Origin of the sequence: Kosakonia arachidis, from assembly GCF_900116535.1 — a bacterium.
In the GTDB taxonomy this organism is placed as follows: domain Bacteria; phylum Pseudomonadota; class Gammaproteobacteria; order Enterobacterales; family Enterobacteriaceae; genus Kosakonia; species Kosakonia arachidis.
Window position 1 is genome coordinate 424572 of sequence record NZ_FPAU01000004.1, and the last position, 15883, is coordinate 440454.

15 protein-coding genes, 2 tRNA genes and 2 pseudogenes are annotated in these 15883 nt (G+C 51.1%); 7 read left to right on the forward strand and 12 right to left on the reverse strand.

Going from position 1 to position 15883, the window contains the following annotated elements; translation table 11 throughout:
- Positions 1-72 precede the first annotated feature (72 nt).
- Entirely contained in the window at positions 73-678 is a 606-nt protein-coding gene (locus tag BM427_RS16900) for a TetR/AcrR family transcriptional regulator (RefSeq protein ID WP_090123475.1), read from the forward strand.
- Positions 679-720: 42 nt separating this feature from the next.
- On the opposite strand, the gene BM427_RS16905 is transcribed toward BM427_RS16900, so the two are convergent.
- The 5 genes and pseudogenes from BM427_RS16905 to BM427_RS16920 all read right to left on the reverse strand — a co-directional run bounded on the left by BM427_RS16905 (position 721) and on the right by BM427_RS16920 (position 2735).
- The gene (locus BM427_RS16905; RefSeq protein ID WP_090123476.1) at positions 721-1356 is read right to left on the reverse strand and encodes a DsbA family oxidoreductase; all 636 of its coding nucleotides are present in this window, start codon (positions 1354-1356) and stop codon (positions 721-723) included.
- Between the two features lie 137 nt (positions 1357-1493).
- A complete protein-coding gene (locus BM427_RS25815; protein ID WP_254779584.1) occupies positions 1494-1685 on the reverse strand; it encodes an NAD(P)H-dependent oxidoreductase in 192 nt (63 codons plus the stop codon).
- A gap of 17 nt (positions 1686-1702) precedes the next feature.
- Positions 1703-2110 (reverse strand): FMN-dependent NADH-azoreductase, encoded by a 408-nt coding sequence (locus BM427_RS16910; RefSeq protein WP_208809141.1) that lies wholly within the window; start codon positions 2108-2110, stop codon positions 1703-1705.
- 179 nt (positions 2111-2289) lie between these two features.
- A pseudogene (locus BM427_RS16915) lies at positions 2290-2499 on the reverse strand (Arm DNA-binding domain-containing protein); the annotation flags it as partial.
- A gap of 160 nt (positions 2500-2659) precedes the next feature.
- A tRNA-Asn gene (locus tag BM427_RS16920) sits at positions 2660-2735 on the reverse strand.
- Positions 2736-3066: 331 nt separating this feature from the next.
- On the opposite strand from BM427_RS16920, the gene nac reads away from it, so the two are divergent.
- A complete protein-coding gene (gene nac, locus BM427_RS16925; RefSeq protein ID WP_090123478.1) occupies positions 3067-3984 on the forward strand; it encodes a nitrogen assimilation transcriptional regulator NAC in 918 nt (305 codons plus the stop codon).
- Positions 3985-4085: 101 nt separating this feature from the next.
- Positions 4086-5036 carry an HTH-type transcriptional regulator Cbl gene (gene cbl, locus BM427_RS16930; RefSeq protein WP_090123479.1) on the forward strand — a complete coding sequence of 317 codons (951 nt, stop codon included), beginning with the start codon at positions 4086-4088 and terminating at the stop codon, positions 5034-5036.
- Between the two features lie 51 nt (positions 5037-5087).
- Here cbl and shiA read toward each other — a convergent pair whose 3' ends face one another.
- Together shiA and BM427_RS16945 are read right to left on the reverse strand one after the other, a co-directional pair.
- Entirely contained in the window at positions 5088-6413 is a 1326-nt protein-coding gene (shiA, locus tag BM427_RS16935; RefSeq protein WP_090123481.1) for a shikimate transporter, read from the reverse strand.
- Positions 6414-7071: 658 nt separating this feature from the next.
- Positions 7072-7878, reverse strand: a complete 807-nt coding sequence (locus tag BM427_RS16945) for an SDR family NAD(P)-dependent oxidoreductase (RefSeq protein WP_090123484.1) — start codon at positions 7876-7878, stop codon at positions 7072-7074.
- 172 nt (positions 7879-8050) lie between these two features.
- Here BM427_RS16945 and BM427_RS26105 point away from each other — a divergent pair, with 172 nt between their 5' ends.
- Entirely contained in the window at positions 8051-8227 is a 177-nt protein-coding gene (locus BM427_RS26105; RefSeq protein ID WP_244316567.1) for a hypothetical protein, read from the forward strand.
- A 17-nt stretch (positions 8228-8244) separates the two neighbouring features.
- Positions 8245-8658 (forward strand): MFS transporter, encoded by a 414-nt coding sequence (locus BM427_RS16950; RefSeq protein ID WP_244316642.1) that lies wholly within the window; start codon positions 8245-8247, stop codon positions 8656-8658.
- On the opposite strand, the gene BM427_RS16955 is transcribed toward BM427_RS16950, so the two are convergent.
- The 3 genes from BM427_RS16955 to BM427_RS16965 all read right to left on the reverse strand — a co-directional run bounded on the left by BM427_RS16955 (position 8635) and on the right by BM427_RS16965 (position 13599).
- On the reverse strand, positions 8635-11382 hold the full coding sequence (locus BM427_RS16955; RefSeq protein ID WP_244316568.1) for an ATP-binding protein: 2748 nt from the start codon (positions 11380-11382) through the stop codon (positions 8635-8637). The genes BM427_RS16950 and BM427_RS16955 overlap by 24 nt on opposite strands.
- A gap of 475 nt (positions 11383-11857) precedes the next feature.
- On the reverse strand, positions 11858-12715 hold the full coding sequence (locus BM427_RS16960) for a DMT family transporter (protein ID WP_090123486.1): 858 nt from the start codon (positions 12713-12715) through the stop codon (positions 11858-11860).
- Positions 12715-13599 carry a MurR/RpiR family transcriptional regulator gene (locus BM427_RS16965; RefSeq protein WP_090123487.1) on the reverse strand — a complete coding sequence of 295 codons (885 nt, stop codon included), beginning with the start codon at positions 13597-13599 and terminating at the stop codon, positions 12715-12717. Before BM427_RS16965 ends, BM427_RS16960 begins: the two co-directional genes overlap by 1 nt.
- A gap of 77 nt (positions 13600-13676) precedes the next feature.
- On the opposite strand from BM427_RS16965, the gene BM427_RS16970 reads away from it, so the two are divergent.
- Positions 13677-14573, forward strand: coding sequence for an oxidoreductase (locus BM427_RS16970; protein ID WP_090123489.1), 897 nt, complete (start codon positions 13677-13679; stop codon positions 14571-14573).
- Positions 14574-14584: 11 nt separating this feature from the next.
- On the forward strand, positions 14585-15307 hold the full coding sequence (locus BM427_RS16975; protein WP_090123859.1) for a sulfite exporter TauE/SafE family protein: 723 nt from the start codon (positions 14585-14587) through the stop codon (positions 15305-15307).
- A gap of 30 nt (positions 15308-15337) precedes the next feature.
- Here the strand turns inward: BM427_RS16975 and BM427_RS16980 are convergent.
- Positions 15338-15534, reverse strand: a pseudogene (locus BM427_RS16980) (Arm DNA-binding domain-containing protein); the annotation flags it as partial.
- Positions 15535-15716: 182 nt separating this feature from the next.
- Positions 15717-15792: transfer RNA gene (locus tag BM427_RS16985), tRNA-Asn, on the reverse strand.
- Positions 15793-15883 lie beyond the last annotated feature (91 nt).

The window sequence follows — 15883 nt, forward strand, 5'->3', positions numbered from 1 at the left end:
TATGTTGAATTAATCACACATACGCCGCGTATGTCAAATGACATCCGTTACGCATGTCTAAAAGGAGATCGTATGGCCACCAAACGCCGCGCCGAAACAATGGAAGAGAATCGAACCAAATTGATTACGGCAGCGCGGAAGTCCTTTGCCGAAAAAGGTTTTGCTGCCGTATCGATGGATGAATTAACCGCCAGCGTTGGCCTGACACGTGGGGCGCTATACCACAACTTTGGCGATAAAAAGGGGCTGCTTGCCGCTGTTGTTGCTCAGGTAGATGGTGAAATGGCACAACGAGCCAAAGCCGCCGCCGCGAATGCCGGTGACGACTGGGAAGGGCTGCTGGCTGAAGGGATTGCTTACATTGAGATGGCGCTGGACACAGAAGTAAGGCGCATCGTGCTGCTTGATGGTCCGGCTTTTCTTGGGGATCCTGCACAATGGCCCAGACAGAATAGTTGCCTCGAATCCACACGACAGACCGTCATAAATTTGATCGAACGCGGCGTACTTAAATCGGTTGATGCGGATGCCGCTGCACATCTGTTAAACAGTGCCGCGCTGAATTCCGCACTTTGGATTGCTGCGAGCGACGATCCGCAGCGGGCGCTGCCAAAAATTATTGACGTGTTTACTCAACTGGCAAGCGGCTTAAGGAATAGTTCCAATAAACTACGATGAGAGGTTTATAGGGCGGAGTGAGCTAAAACCTTGCAGTCCGCATTAAGAGAACGGGCGCAAAGCATTATCAATAGCTGTGGCTATTTCGTCTTCGCTGCGCCCTCCATTGATGGCAACGCGGTTCTCAAAAACAAAGTGCGGAACCGAACGAACGCCTGCCGCAGTGGAGTTCGCCGCCTCTTGCTCAATCCACTTGTGCCGGGTGGGATCGCGTGCGATGGCGCGGGCCTCATCCTTGCTGAATCCATAGGCTGCAGCAACATCTGCCAACACCTCGGCATCGGCAATGTTTCTTGCCGCAAGGAAATAAGCGTCCGTGATGGCTACGGCGAGTTGATGCTGCGTGCCGCGTTCTCTGGCTGCCAGGATGATGGCGTGCGCAGCCTGCGTTGGGTAGGCGTAGCGCTGGCGACCAAGGTCGAGATCGAAGCCGGACGCGCGGGCCTCTGCTTCAGGGCGAGCAAACGCCGACTTCGGATCTGTCACACCATATCGCGTGCGGAGCAGGTCGGGGATGAAGAGTCCGGCCGCCGGCGCGTCCGGTAGTAAAAGAACCGGATGATGGTGGATGCCCGCGAGCAGTTCGGGGAAGCGTTCCCGAAGAACCTTGTCGAGCCGGTGCAGGCCCACGAAACACCAGGGGCAGGTGATCTCGGTATAGAGGTCGATTCGCAACATGATCTCAGTCTCCTTCTTTAGTGATTAGAGCGATTAGCGATACCCGGCGCGCACGAACGTCTTATCCGCGACCTGGTCCACAAGAAACTGAGCCTGGTCTGCCCATACCCGAGCCAACAGGACGACGGTCTTCGTCGTCATGCTCTCTTCGCCAGCAGGTTTTGTACAGCCGTCTCGGTATGGGCGATGGCAGCCTTTGCCCCGTCCGGGCCGAGTACGGTGCCTTCAATCCGTATAAGCTCAGCGTCAGTCAATCCGATAAAGCCAAGCATGTGCAGGAGATAGTTGGTCTGGAAATCGAAAGCGGCATAATCACCCGCCGAAAACACGCCACCTGCGGCAGTGATCAGATAAAGCTTCTTGCCAGTAAGTAGGCCTGGGGGGCTCCTGTGGCATAGCTGAAGGTGACTCCCGGCCATATGACATTGTCAATCCAGGCCTTGAGCTGCGAAGAGGGACCGAAATTCATCATGCCGGAACCAAGCACAATGATGTCCGCGGCGCATAATTCATCAACCAGCTCCCGGGCACGTTCAACGGCAACATTCTGCTGTGTTGTACGTGAATCCGGGGACGCAGTGCGGCCCAATATGTAGTCTTCAGTAATGTGCGGAGGCGGATTTGCGACAAGGTCGCGAACCGTCAGTGAGCCGCCTCCCTGAGACCGAAGCCCATGAGCAATTTCAGTGGCAAAGCGGGTAGATAGGCTCTCAGTCCCACGAGGGCTGGAGGTAATCAGCAGAATTTTACGCATGGTGGCTCCGCTCTAGGTGTAAATTAGTAACCAGAGAACATTTCTATGCTTGGTTACTAACTGTTACCTTGGATACTAAAATTCCTGCCAGAATTTCACAAGAAGGCACAAATATGTCACCCACTCACACCGATGTTCCTGAAGCACTCCCGGATTCTGAAACAGAAGGCTGCCAGGCCACCGTCACGCTGTTGTCGGGCATAAGCCAGAGAAACATCGGGATAGGTCCCTAAACCGAGGCGGGATTCTTTTCTATTGATACGATATTTGAGATACCAGAGACGTGAACCGCCAGGATTAACTAAAAGATATAGGCCGTAAGAATCGGAAATTTTGTAAGGTTTAGCGGATGGTTTTAAGTTGCGGATTTTTGAGTCGTTAAGAGACATTTTGGGGTCGCTCCGTCGTTGAACCAACTCGACCCCAAATCTGACCACCAAATTCTCCCGATGCGGAGGGAAAACTGAAAATGCATCGGGAAGACTTTTCAAGCTAACTCATTGAATTCGAATTACATAGGGATTCGCAAAGTGGCATGAAAATAAGAATTGGCTCCTCTGACTGGACTCGAACCAGTGACATACGGATTAACAGTCCGCCGTTCTACCGACTGAACTACAGAGGAATTGTGTGAACGGGGCGCATATTATCGGTCACGTCCGGGCTTGTCAAAGGGTGGATCGCCTGAGCGATATCGTTTGCTGACAATTTCGGCAACCTGCGCGTGTACCCGTTCAATAAGCCAGCATATCGCACCAATGTGGTGCAAATTACCCCTAATGGGGCAGCTATCAAACCGTGTTTCAGTGATAATACCTGGCATTGTAATTAGAAACTCTTATTATCCAGCCTGTTAAGGGTTAATTGAATCCCTAACGAAAACTGGCAAGCATATTGCAACTCCTCCGATATCATAAAAACCGGCGTTGGCATTGGTATCCCTTACAGGAGGCAAAATGAACTTAAGACGACTGAAATACTTCGTAAAAATCGTCGATATTGGAAGCCTGACTCAGGCAGCCGAAGTATTGCATATTGCGCAGCCCGCGCTGAGTCAGCAAGTCGCCACTCTGGAAGGTGAACTGGATCAGCAGTTGTTGATCCGTACGAAACGGGGCGTAACGCCGACGGAAGCAGGCAAAATTCTCTATACCCATGCACGCATGATTTTGCGTCAGTGTGAACAGGCACAGCTGGCGGTGAACAACGTCGGCCAGTGTTTGCGTGGTCAGGTTTCTATCGGCCTTGCGCCGGGTACGGCAGCGTCTTCGGTCACCATGCCATTATTACAGGCGGTGCGTAACGAGCTGCCCGAAGTGGCTGTTTATCTGCATGAAAACAGTGGCGCGGTGCTGAATGATAAATTGCTGAGTGGTCAGCTGGATATGGCTGTGCTGTATGAGCGCGCGCCGGGGGCGGGAATCAATAGTCTGCCGCTGCTGAAAGAAGATCTCTATCTGGTTGGTACTCGTGATTGCCCGGGGCAGAGCGTGGATTTAACCGCAGTCGCTGAAATGAATCTGTTCCTGCCGCGTGACTATAGCGCTGTGCGTCTGCGCGTGGATGAAGCGTTCTCTCTGCGCCGTCTGACGGCAAAAATCATTGGGGAGATCGAATCAATTGCCACGTTGACCGCAGCAATTGCCAGCGGAATGGGCGTTACCGTATTGCCGGAATCGGCTGCGCGTTCGCTGTGTGGCGCAACCAATGGCTGGATGGCGCGTATTACCACACCTTCTATGAACCTGCCGCTGTCGCTGAATGTTTCGGCTCGCGGCTCATTGTCACCACAAGCGCAGGCGGTAAAAGATATTTTAATGTCTTTGGTCAGCCGTCCGGCCATGGAAAGCCATGAGTTGCAGTTGGTGAGCTAATGATTATTCCTTAATGGAATAAGGTGCGGGTTTTTATTATTTGTTCTGCCAGGCCACAGACTTTAACAATAGCATCCTGTCTGATCGGCCTGGAGGAAAGGGTGAATTTCCAGCAATTAAAAATAATCCGCGAGGCGGCGCGGCGGGATTACAACCTGACCGAAGTTGCCAACATGCTTTACACGTCGCAGTCAGGCGTCAGCCGTCATATCCGCGAGCTTGAAGAAGAACTGGGGATTGAAATTTTCATCCGCCGTGGCAAACGGCTGCTGGGAATGACTGAACCGGGTAAAGCCTTGCTGGTGATTGCTGAGCGCATTCTCAATGAGGCGAGCAACGTTCGGCGGCTCGCCGATCTCTTCACCAATGACACCTCTGGCGTGTTGACCATCGCTACTACCCATACGCAGGCGCGTTACAGCTTGCCGTCGGTGATTAAATCGTTCCGCGCGTTGTTCCCGGAAGTTCGTCTGGAATTGATTCAGGGAACGCCGCAGGAAATCGAATCGCTACTGCATAACGGCGGAGCGGATATTGGCATCGCCAGTGAACGCTTAAGCAACGACAGTTCGCTGGCGGCTTTCCCGTGGTTCCGCTGGCATCACAGCTTACTGGTTCCACAGGATCACCCGCTGGTGCAGTGCTCGCCGCTAACGCTGGAAGATATCAGTCGCTGGCCGTTGATTACCTACCGTCAGGGGATCACCGGGCGCTCACGTATCGATGAAGCGTTTGGCCGCAAGGGGTTAATCCCTGATGTGGTGCTCAGTGCGCAGGATTCGGATGTGATTAAAACCTATGTGGAGCTGGGGCTGGGGGTCGGGCTGGTGGCAGAGCAATCGAGCGGCGAGAACGAAGAGGGTAAGTTGGTGCGGCTGGATACACAGCATTTGTTTGACGCCAACACCGTGTGGCTGGGGCTGAAACGCGGTCAGCTACAGCGCAATTATGTGTGGCGTTTTATCGAGCTGTGTAATGCCGGGCTGTCAGTGGACGATATTAAACGTCAGGTAATGGAGCCGGATGAAGCGGTGATTGATTACCAGATTTAAAAAAAGACGCAGCGTAGTACCGGCTGCGTCTTTTCTTCCCAACTTTTTATCTTACTGTTTATGCCGTTGCGGTGTTTTCATCAACATCGCGGTTAGCGCCGAAAGCAGGCAACCTGCCATCAGATATATCGCTACCGAATGCCAGTCACCGCCGGAGAACGTCACCAGCGCTGCCGCGATAAATGGTGTAAAGCCTCCGCCCACCACACTCGCAACCTGATAGCCCACGCCTGCGCCGCTGTAGCGGTACCCTGCACCGAACATTTCGGTGAACATCGGCTGTTGTACGCAGACCACCATATCGTGGGCGATATTCGCCAGCATCAGTGAAAATAACACCACGCCGAAAATTGAACGTGCTTCCAGCGCCATAAAGAACGGGAATGCGCTCAGTGCGCCGAGTAATGCGCCAGTAATATAGATGCGACGACGCCCGTAGCGATCCGCCAGTAACGCGAACAGTGGGATGGTCAGACAACTGATACCGCCGACCAGCAGACCGATATTTAAAAACAGCTCGCGCGGCAGACCGAGGTTTTGCGTCGAGTAGTTCAGCGAGAAAGCGGTCACGATATACATGGTCAGCAGTTCACACAGGCGCAGGGCGATAATCTTCAAAAACGCGCCCGGATGACGTACCAGCGCTTCAAATACCGGCAGCCGTTTTTTCTGCTGTTTTGCGGATTGTGCCTGCGTATGCTCGAATTCGCTGGACTCTTCCATGCCGTTACGCACCCATAATGCGCCGAGCACCAGCACAATGCTGAACAGAAAAGGCAGACGCCAGCCCCAACTGAGGAACTGTGCGTTGCTGGTCATGTTACTGATCAGCGACACCAGCCCGGTGGAGAGCAGCAAACCAACACCATATCCCACCTGCACGCCGCTGCTGTAAAACGCTTTTTTGCCTGCGGGGGCACTCTCAACGGCGAGCAGCGCCGCGCCGCCCCATTCGCCGCCAACGGCAAAGCCCTGGAGCGCGCGCAGGGTAACCAGTAATGCAGGTGCCCACCAGCCAATGGTGGCGAACGAAGGCAAAATGCCGATGCATGCCGTGGCGATGCCCATCATCCAGACGGTCATCATCAGCATGCGTTTACGGCCCAGACGATCGCCAAAATGGCCGAAAATGATCCCGCCCAGCGGGCGGAATAAAAAGCCGACGCCGAAGGTTGCGAAGGCGGCAAGCGTACCCATTGCCGGATCGATCTGCGGGAAAAACTCTTTGTTAAACACCAGCGCCGCAGTAATGCCATAGAGTAAAAAGTCATACCAGTCGACGACCGCGCCGGCAAAGCTACCCCAGGCAGCGCGACGGGCACGGTTAAGTGAAGGGGTTTCCTCGTCGGGGCGGGTTGTAATGAGCGTGGAATCCATAATTGTCCTGTCTGTTCCTCAAATTTCCAAATTTTTCTAGTTTTTTGTATAGGGAAAAAAGTTACTCACATCACTTACAGCAAAATCAAAGCCGCTAATGAGACTACAATGCCCGTTGTCAGGTGAAAACCTTTTTGGAAAGCAAGGTGCATGAAAGGGGAATTTAACTCAGGGAAGCTGGCGACGCAGAAGATTATCCGGCTGTGAAGGTAAAAAAGGGGAGGGGCTACAGTACGTCCGGCTTCAACGGACTTCAGAACGGCGATGATCTGGTGTTCGGTGAATCAGGCTTTGCGCATGGCGATCTCCTCCAGGAACATGATCAGTATGCCGGAAGATCTCTAAATGTGAATGGCCCGGTTTACCGGGATGCTTACAAGGTGAGCTATAGTTTATATTTGATAGCGTTTGTTTTTTTGACATGGTAGTTCACCTCTATTTCTATTGGTTTTTTAAAAGCTCCATGGAATTCCCAGTGAAATTAATTTCATGATGCAGTATCTATTACGTTGTAAAGTTTGGGTTATATTGACGCGGGGGCTGCTTAGCGTTTCAGCCCCCTATCCGGTCTTATTGTTTTGCCGTAGGTGAAAAGAAGAACAAATACCAGATTAAACTAATCCAATCCTCAAACATTATTTGAATTGAATGGAAGACATTACATAAATCTGTCTGCTCCACCTGATGCTTCAATTGTCTGTCCAGTAACAAACTGATTTTTTCCAGAAAGTAGGAACGCAGCAAGTGCAGCAATATCTTCAGGGAGGCCAAAGCGGCCCACAGGCGTTTTCTCTTTACCCAGTAATGCCATTACCTCTTCGTCTGTTCTGTCAGCCAGTTCAGGACGACGAATACGTACATTCGGTAGCATGTTCTGCGCCCAGTTATCCGTCGCAACAGCGCCCACTCCGATAGCATTGACCAGAATGCCATCCGGAGCCACGCTCAGTGCTAAACTACGGGTCAGGTTGTTGATAGCGGCGCTTAGTGCGTGTGAGACAGTAAGTTGCGGATTAGGATAGATTCCGCCAATGGATGAGATATTGACAATCCGCCCCCAGTTTCGTGTCTGCATCCCGGGGATGATTGCCTTACAAAAACGTCGCATGGCGGAGAATTTGGTTTCAGTCATTATCTGCCAATCTTCTTCCGAAGTGGTTAACAGCGTGCCCGTATGGGCTCTTCCTGCATTGTTCACCAGTAAATCAATACGCTGAAAAACCTTTTCTGCTTGTTCAACCACCAGGGAAGGTAGTTTGGGATCAGTCACATCCCCGGCAATAGGCAGCACCGAAACACCGTATTTCTCTGAGATTTTTTTCGCAGCAACAATCAGCTCAGGTTCTCGTCTTGCCACCATGATTAAATGCACACCATTCACAGCCAATTCTTCACAAATGCTGAAACCAATTCCGGTTCGGGCTCCAGTTACCAGAGCCACTTTTCCAGTAAGTTTTAAATCCATTTGCTGCTCCTCAAATTAAGTACAGTAAATAACATGAGCAGTATTAGTACCAAATCTCTTTTTCAGGAGCTTGTGCATCAGAATTCAGATGTCTGAAAAAAGTGGTCAAAGAGTTGGGAATCTTCTCTGCTTATACGCCAGTCAACATTGAGTTTAGAGTCAGGAGTAGTCAATGCGTACGGACAATCACGAGCTTTCTTCTGCCAGCATTCTTATGCTGGCGATTATTTGCTGTATTGTTGTCGCTAGTATTTATTTTAATCAATCTGTCCTGAATTTGATTACTGGATCCTTTCCCAATGAATGGGGCGCTGTTTCTTTGATCCCTATGACCACCCAGTTAGGCTAATGGCTGCTTTGGGGTTAATGGGCATTCTGTGTGCACCTTTGGCGGGAAGTTTCAGCGATCGTCAGGGACCATTCCGAATGGTTGTTTTTGGTGTGATACTCATGCTGCTTGCCTGGGCTGTTTTTTGGGGATGGAACAGTATGCCGGGTATGGTGGTGGGCATTCTACTACTGGATGCGGGTGAGCAATGTGTACTGATAGCTAATCAGCACACGATTTACTCGTTACGTCCGGATGCCAGAAACCGTCTTAATACATTATTTATGTGCGTTATGTTTATTGGCGGAGCATGTGGTTCACTAACTGCCACCTGGTTATGGGAGACAATTCATAGCTGGCCGCTGATTTCTTCAACAGGGGCTGGACTGGTGATCATGGGGATGTGGATAGCCATAAGACGTAAATATTCAGGCCCCTATTCGGGCACATAGCGCCATAGCATTTCTTACATCCGTCGCATTATCTGAGCCATCAACGTCATGTAAAGCATCCTGTATTAATTGTTTAGCAGCCCATTTTTCGCCGGCTTCAGCCTGCAATGTCGCCAATGAATAAGCAATACGGAGGGCCCAGCCGTGAGCTTGTTGCTGTTGTGCTTTGTCCAGGGCCTGCTCTAACAGCAGGCGTTGCTCCTGAGGAGGTAATTGAATGGCGGAAAGACGCATTAACTCAGGCGTGCACCAGTTTTCATGATCCTGGCAGGTGGTTCTTAGCAATACCCCGCTATCAATTTCTGACAACAAGGGTGAATATTGCCAGTCTAATCCCATCGCCCGTAACGAGCTAAACAGTGTGGTTTGACTGACACCGGTATGACTGAACTGTTTGGCCCAAACAAGAAACAGCTCGCCGTATGTCTTCCAGAAATACAAATCATGCCTTTCTGCCAGATGAATAAGCCAGTTTGCGGCCTTTATAACCCAACGTGGATTACGATCCAGTGCCGCTGTCATACAAGCGCCTTCAGCCAGTGCACAACAAAGAGAACAGACATGCTGCAAACGAGCGGCTTTTTTAACACCGCGCCATACCATCTGTTTCGCAGCCTTGTACTCACCTTGTAACCAAAGTAAACGAGACAGAAAGGCCTGACCGGCAGTCTCTTGATCAAGACCAAAACGGAAAGAGTGACTTAATTCGCCATGGTCATACCAGTCAAGAGATTGCTGGAGATAATCACGCCCGACGTCATGACGCCCCAAAAAATGCAGGGATACACCGAGGATACGCAGCCCGGTCGCCAGCGCCTCCTCGTCACTAATGGACCGTGCGAGCTCGCACAGAGATTGCGCATGTTCAAGCGCTTTATCCAGCTCGCCAGTACGCAGATAATACAACCATAATCCGTAATGAGCCTGTAAACGTATTTCTTTGTCGTCGAGCTTTACTGCAAGTGACAACGCGGTTTTCCAGGCTGAATGCGTTTCAGGCGTGGGGCCTTTTGCCCAAGTTGATGCTTTACCTGCTACAGCGCTGAGATTCATTCTCTGGTGTAGCGTTAACACGACCTGCGAAGTATTTTCATAAAGCAGAGGGTAGATATGGCGTTGACATTCATCGTAGAGTGAATATTCAATCCAAAATGGGGTCATAGCCTGTAAGATCTCAAGCCCAGTTGAGGGATCGCCCCCCTCAGTTAATGTTTGCTGTAAAACACTTCGCAAATCATTAAGCATATGGCTGTATCGTTCACGCCATTGCTCTGTTGGCAGCATAAACCAATCACTTTGGGCCTCTTCTACCCGATCTTTATAATAACTGGCAAAACGGGCCTCAAGAGTGTCATATTCACTCTGTTGCCTGAGCTTATCGCATGCGAACTGGCGCATGGTTTCCAACAGGCGAAAACGCGTCACGGGTACCTGAGTACTGACCTGAATCAGGGATAAGGATAGCAATCTTTGCAGATCGTCAACAACCTGCCATCGATGCTTGTCATCAATAAGCAGAAAGTCGCTTACCGACTTCACACTGAACATATCGGCATAGATTCCCAGAGAGCAAAATAACCGTTGTTCGCGTGTATTGAGTAACTGATAAGTCCACTCCAGAGTGGTCAGTATTTTCTGATGTCTGGGCACCAGCGAGTTGTGCGTATTGCTCAATAGCTGGAAACGGTCTTCCAGTCGGCTATAGATCTCTTTGACACTCATGACGGGCAGACGGGAGGCCGCAAGTTCAATCGCCAACGGAAGTCCATCAAGATGACGGCATAACTCGCCAATCAACGATAGTTCGCTGGCTGATGGATCGAAATCATGTCGGCTGGCCTGCCCGCGTTCGATAAAGAGGCGGACACTGGCAAAAGTCAGTAGCACTTGGGTATTAGCCCGTTCGTTTTCAGGAACTTGTAATGGCGGTAGTAGATATTGTTGCTCGCCAGCAACCTGTAACGCTATTTGGCTGGTCAACAACAATTTGATATGGGGAGCCATGTTCAGGAGCAACGTAATCACTGGTTGCAGTTCATTAATTACATGTTCACAGTTATCAATCAGAAGTAAACATTGACGTCGTGCAAGCTGTTGCCGTAAATCGGCATTATTATTAATGGCAGATAATGGAAGATGCAGCGCTTGTGAAATAACAGACAGCAAGCTGGATGTTTCGTTGACATGTGCCAGTTCAGCCACACATATTCCATCAGAAAAATGAGTATGTATAAGGCTGACAACTTCCCATGCCAGACGAGTCTTACCTACGCCCCCTGAGCCTGTAATTGTGACCAGACGGTGTTGATTCAATAAGACGCATAATTCCTGCACAGCGCGATCACGCCCCAGAATAGATGTCAGAAAAGGGGTAACTGCCGGCTCAGGTATTTCTGGTTTAGAGGGGGCTTTAACAGGCAATTTGCTGATGTTGAAACGATAACCAGAACCAAATTCGGTAACCAGCAGATGGCGGTCATAGCCTAGTGTCCGGCGTATAGCTGAAATTTGCGCCTGAAGATTATTTTCTTCGACGATTTCATTTCCCCACACTTGAGTAAGTAAAGATTCTTTACTTACCGCTTTACCTCCAGCCCTCACCAGAACAACCAGAACATCAAAAGCTCTGGCAGAAATTCTTACCGGCTTACCCCTGTGTAACAGAATCCTTAGCTGGGGCCGGATTTGCCAGTCAGCAAAGTGTATCTCATCAATTGATATCATGGTGTTGAGATCTTCTGTTTTGAGTATCACAAACTCTCGGTATGGAGTAAGCCATTCCTAACGGAAATGCTAATTAGAATCAGGCTATGTGTTGAATGTGCTGCATCGGCGTATAACAATTCAGGACCGTTTGAATCTTTTATGATTATAAAGCCAATAGTGCTATGCGGCATAGCTTTGCGATCAATCTGGTGATGAAACCTGAACTATCCATGCCAGCCATATTCCATCAGGCCTGGCTGGAGAAGCATCCACATGGATAATCATTCGGGCAGGGATTAATTTTTCAATAATAGCGTGTGTCCACGGAATATTTAAATAATGGTGGTACCGGATGTCAATGTCAGGACTGATGGTCGTTTTTACAGTCTTATATCTTTGGTGCTAACAGCCACAGACAGCTGAAGCGGATTTGATATCCGTACCATAAATGGGACATATGCACGAATGATCCGCGCTGACAATGAGGCGACGACTAAAGGCTAATCACGGCGATGCCGGACAGCACCACCACTGCACCGGCAATGCGGCGTGCCAGATGATTTTCACGAAATAGCCAGTACGACAGAAGAGAGCCGATAATAATGGATGTTTCCCTGAGAGGAGCGACGAGCGCCAGTGGCATGCTCTGCATGGCTGTCAGTACAAGGATGTAGGCAAGTGGAGAACATATAGCAATGATAAGGATTGGGATGATATCCGCACGTACAGTAGTTGGAATTCGATACCGTCGCCGCATCGCACCAGGGGTAAGAAGCAGACTCTGTAGCAGGAGTGTGCTGGCGTAATAGCTCATGGGATCCAACTGCAGAGAGATTACCGAATAACCGTCCCATAGGGTATAGCCAGCGATGGCGGTGCCTGTCGCTGCCCCCCATAGTATTCCTTGTAGTGGTCGGTTTCCGCTTCTGAACGGATTGCCGGTAACGACAAAAATACCTGCGATAATAAGAAGCGCGCCGAGTAAGGCGCTTGCTGAAAGTCGTTCACCCATTAGCAGGGTTGCAAACAGTATTGTCAGGACCGGTCCGCTCCCCCGGGCGATCGGATAAACAACCCCAAGTTCGGCGCGCTCGTAGCCAGCCTGCAGGATTAGAGAATAAGCGATATGAAGCGCAGACGAGATAACTGCGCCGACTGCGAGTCGCCAGTCGAGCTCCTGTTGTCCCTCGATTATCAGAATGAAGCTGATTGGAACCCACAGCAATGCTGAGGCACAGCTGTAGGCCCAGACGAAAACAAGTGTGTCTTCCCTCTTGTATTTTGAGGCTATATTCCATACTGCATGAGCTACCGCAGCGGTAAGAATCATCGCAACCGTGCAGAACTGCATCAAGACATATCCGGTAAATCAATACCCGCCCGTTCAGCTCGGCGACTTTGTTCTTTATCTCGCAGAGTGAGAGCTGCGACCAGCGTATCAATAACGACGAGTTGAGCAAGCCGACTCCCCGCAGCGGCCATCTGTGCCGGTAGTGGTACTCCACCAACAACGAGCGAAACATTGGCGAGCGTTGCCAGTGGAGTATCGTACTGGTTAGTTATTGCAATAAGTGATGCTCCGGCCGAGGATGCAGCATCAGCGACAGCGAGTGTGGATGATGTGCGACCTGTTGAACTGACGACGATGATGACGTCGCCTGGAGCGAGGAGGCGGGCAGCAATCATCGCTGATAAATAATCCTGGATACTGATGGTTATCACACCCGCCGTCCGCATACGAAAGACGGCATCAGCGGCAACCGTCGCAGAGGGACCAGCACCAAATACAAATACCTGGCGTGCGTTCTGGATTAAGGCGACCGCTTCATCAAGGGCGGAGATTTCGATAGCACCGCTGAGCGCAGTCAATGCGTCTACACCCGCACGAATTGATGTTTCCAGCACCGATGCCAGCGTCGCATCTGCTGTAAGACGTTCAGGCGGTGCAAAGAACCGGGCAGTACCACGAACCCGGGCAATCTCTATCTTAAGTTCAGTGAAGCCAGTGAACCCGATCGCTCGCGCAGCGCGTATCACTGTCGGCGGCGATACACCAGCACGGGTGGCAACCTGTGCTGCCGTGCTTGTACCGACAAATAAAGGATCGACAAGCAGGAGATCGACAACTTTTGCCTCACTGGCAGCGAGGTCGCCGCTTCGGGCGTGAATGCTACTAAGCCATTGCTGTATCCGCTGCTCGCCTTCTGAAATTCCATTACCAATTTCTTTGTTCATATGTAATATATTACATTCCCTTTGTGAAGGGCACAACCACCACGTTAAGTAGATTCTGTTAAAAGGAGTCCGCATTCATGAGCACTGAAATCAATATGGTTGTCGCTATTGTGGGTCCAGGTGCCATCGGCACCACAGTTGCGGCGGTGTTACACGAAGTCGGCCATACACCGCTACTGTGTGGACGTACTCCCCGCGATCACCTAACCCTGCAAGATGGCGACCGCTTAATCACCGTACCCGGTCCGATTCAGACGAATCCAATACAAATCACTCGCACGGCTGATCTTGTCTTTCTGGCAGTCAAGTCCACACAAATTGGCGCGGCAGCAGAATGGCTCAAAGTGTTGACCGGCCCGGAGACGGTTATATGCGTGCTCCAGAACGGAGTCGAACAATTGGACAGGCTCGCTACGTATTCTCTGTCCGGACAGATTGTTCCCTCTGTCGTGTGGTTTCCCGCACAGACGCAGTCAGATGGTTCAGTACGTTTGCGCGGCGATGTACGCCTCAGCCTGCCAGACACGACAGCTTCCCGTGTAGTGGCCAAAGCGCTACAAGGTACGCGGTGCTCCGTAGACCTGGCCGCGAACTTCAGCTCTCTGGCCTGGCGCAAACTATTGCAAAACGCAGTGGCTGGACTCATGGCGCTCACGCACCGCCGATCTGGCATGTTCAGCCGTGCTGACATTGCCAGACTTACGCTGGCTTATTTACAGGAATGCCTGTCCGTGGCACGTGCAGAAGGAGCAGAACTCGGGGACGAAGTGCCGCAGGAGATCCTCGACAAGTTCCAGGCGGCTCCCGCAGACATGAGCACCTCCATCCTCACGGATCGAGAAGCAGGCCGACCGCTCGAATGGGATATCCGCAACGGCGTCATTGCGCGTCGCGGCCGTGTTCACAGCATTCCAACGCCTGTCAGCGACATCCTGGTGCCGCTTCTTGCGGCTGCGAGCGACGGCCCCGGTTGATCCTAAAGTCGATGATTGCACTATTACTTCTCTTCTTCCTCGCCCTCGGTGCCGGAGTGCTCAGCGGTGTTGTCGGCACTGGCTCGTCGTTAATCCTGCTGCCCGTCCTCGTCACAATGTACGGGCCACGGATTGCTGTGCCTGTTATGGCGATCGCCTCCTTGTTCGGCAACATCGGTCGGGTGATTGTCTGGTGGCACGAGATTCGTTGGCGACCGGTGTTTGCCTACTCGTTGGTGGGAGTTCCTGCGGCTGTGCTTGGGGCGCACACGTTGCTTACGATCTCTCCTGCCACTGTGGAGGTTTTCCTGGCAACTTTCTTCCTTGTGATGATCCCACTGCGCCGTCTTCTCAGACGTTCGAACCTTCATCTGAACATCTGGCATATGAGCTTTGCTGGGCTGATCGTCGGGTTCCTGACGGGATTCGTGCTATCTACCGGGCCGCTCAGCGTGCCAGTATTTACCGGCTACGGAATGAGTGGCGGCGTATTTCTGGGATCAGAGGCGGCAAGCGCAATTCTGCTCTACGCTGGCAAGCTCGGTACGTTCGGTGTATCGGGCGCACTTGCGCGGCCCGTCATCACACGTGGACTTGCCATCGGCATCGCATTGCTCGTCGGTTCGATGATTGCGAAACATCTCGTCCAGAGACTCCAGACGCACACGTTCGAGCTTCTCATTGATGCCGTTCTCGTCGCTGGGGCAGTAGGGATGATCCTCGCTCTCAAATGAAATGGCACGCCAGTGCTACCAGAACGTCTACTGGTGGGGATTAGACAGGGAGACGACAGGATAGGCCCCCAGTGCAATGCGTGATTCTTTGCTGTTAATACGGTATTGAGATACCAGTGACGGGAACCGCTTGGTTTGATCAGTAGATACAGCTCATGGGAATCGGAGACTTTAAAGGGTTTATCAGAAGGCTTAAGAGTACGGATTTTTGCGTCGGTAAGGAACATATGGGGGGCACGCCATTATCGAGCTAATCTGACCCCAGCATTTTCCTCGATGCGGAAGATAAAATAAAAGCGCACCAAGAAGATTTTTCATACTAACCTGTTGAATCAAAAATATATAGAGATTCGCAAGGATGCAGTAAAGCAAAAAAGCAGACGTCTGTGAACATCTGCTTTCTTTAATATGGCTCCTCTGACTGGACTCGAACCAGTGACATACGGATTAACAGTCCGCCGTTCTACCGACTGAACTACAGAGGAATCGTGTGAACGGGGCGCATAGTACTGGCCCCGTACTGGTGTGTCAATACTAAATTTAACCCGCTGATTCAATTGGCTAATTAAAGCACAA

Coding starts and splice junctions, on each gene's coding strand:
- nac (WP_090123478.1), top strand. CDS start 3,067: ATGAACTTAAGACGACTGAAATACTTCGTAAAAATCGTCGATATTGGA.
- BM427_RS16955 (WP_244316568.1), bottom strand. CDS start 11,382: ATGATATCAATTGATGAGATACACTTTGCTGACTGGCAAATCCGGCCC.
- BM427_RS16900 (WP_090123475.1), top strand. CDS start 73: ATGGCCACCAAACGCCGCGCCGAAACAATGGAAGAGAATCGAACCAAA.
- BM427_RS16975 (WP_090123859.1), top strand. CDS start 14,585: ATGATTGCACTATTACTTCTCTTCTTCCTCGCCCTCGGTGCCGGAGTG.
- BM427_RS16905 (WP_090123476.1), bottom strand. CDS start 1,356: ATGTTGCGAATCGACCTCTATACCGAGATCACCTGCCCCTGGTGTTTC.
- BM427_RS16950 (WP_244316642.1), top strand. CDS start 8,245: ATGGGCATTCTGTGTGCACCTTTGGCGGGAAGTTTCAGCGATCGTCAG.
- shiA (WP_090123481.1), bottom strand. CDS start 6,413: ATGGATTCCACGCTCATTACAACCCGCCCCGACGAGGAAACCCCTTCA.
- BM427_RS16945 (WP_090123484.1), bottom strand. CDS start 7,878: ATGGATTTAAAACTTACTGGAAAAGTGGCTCTGGTAACTGGAGCCCGA.
- BM427_RS16965 (WP_090123487.1), bottom strand. CDS start 13,599: ATGAACAAAGAAATTGGTAATGGAATTTCAGAAGGCGAGCAGCGGATA.
- BM427_RS16960 (WP_090123486.1), bottom strand. CDS start 12,715: ATGCAGTTCTGCACGGTTGCGATGATTCTTACCGCTGCGGTAGCTCAT.
- BM427_RS16910 (WP_208809141.1), bottom strand. CDS start 2,110: ATGCGTAAAATTCTGCTGATTACCTCCAGCCCTCGTGGGACTGAGAGC.
- BM427_RS16970 (WP_090123489.1), top strand. CDS start 13,677: ATGAGCACTGAAATCAATATGGTTGTCGCTATTGTGGGTCCAGGTGCC.
- BM427_RS26105 (WP_244316567.1), top strand. CDS start 8,051: ATGCGTACGGACAATCACGAGCTTTCTTCTGCCAGCATTCTTATGCTG.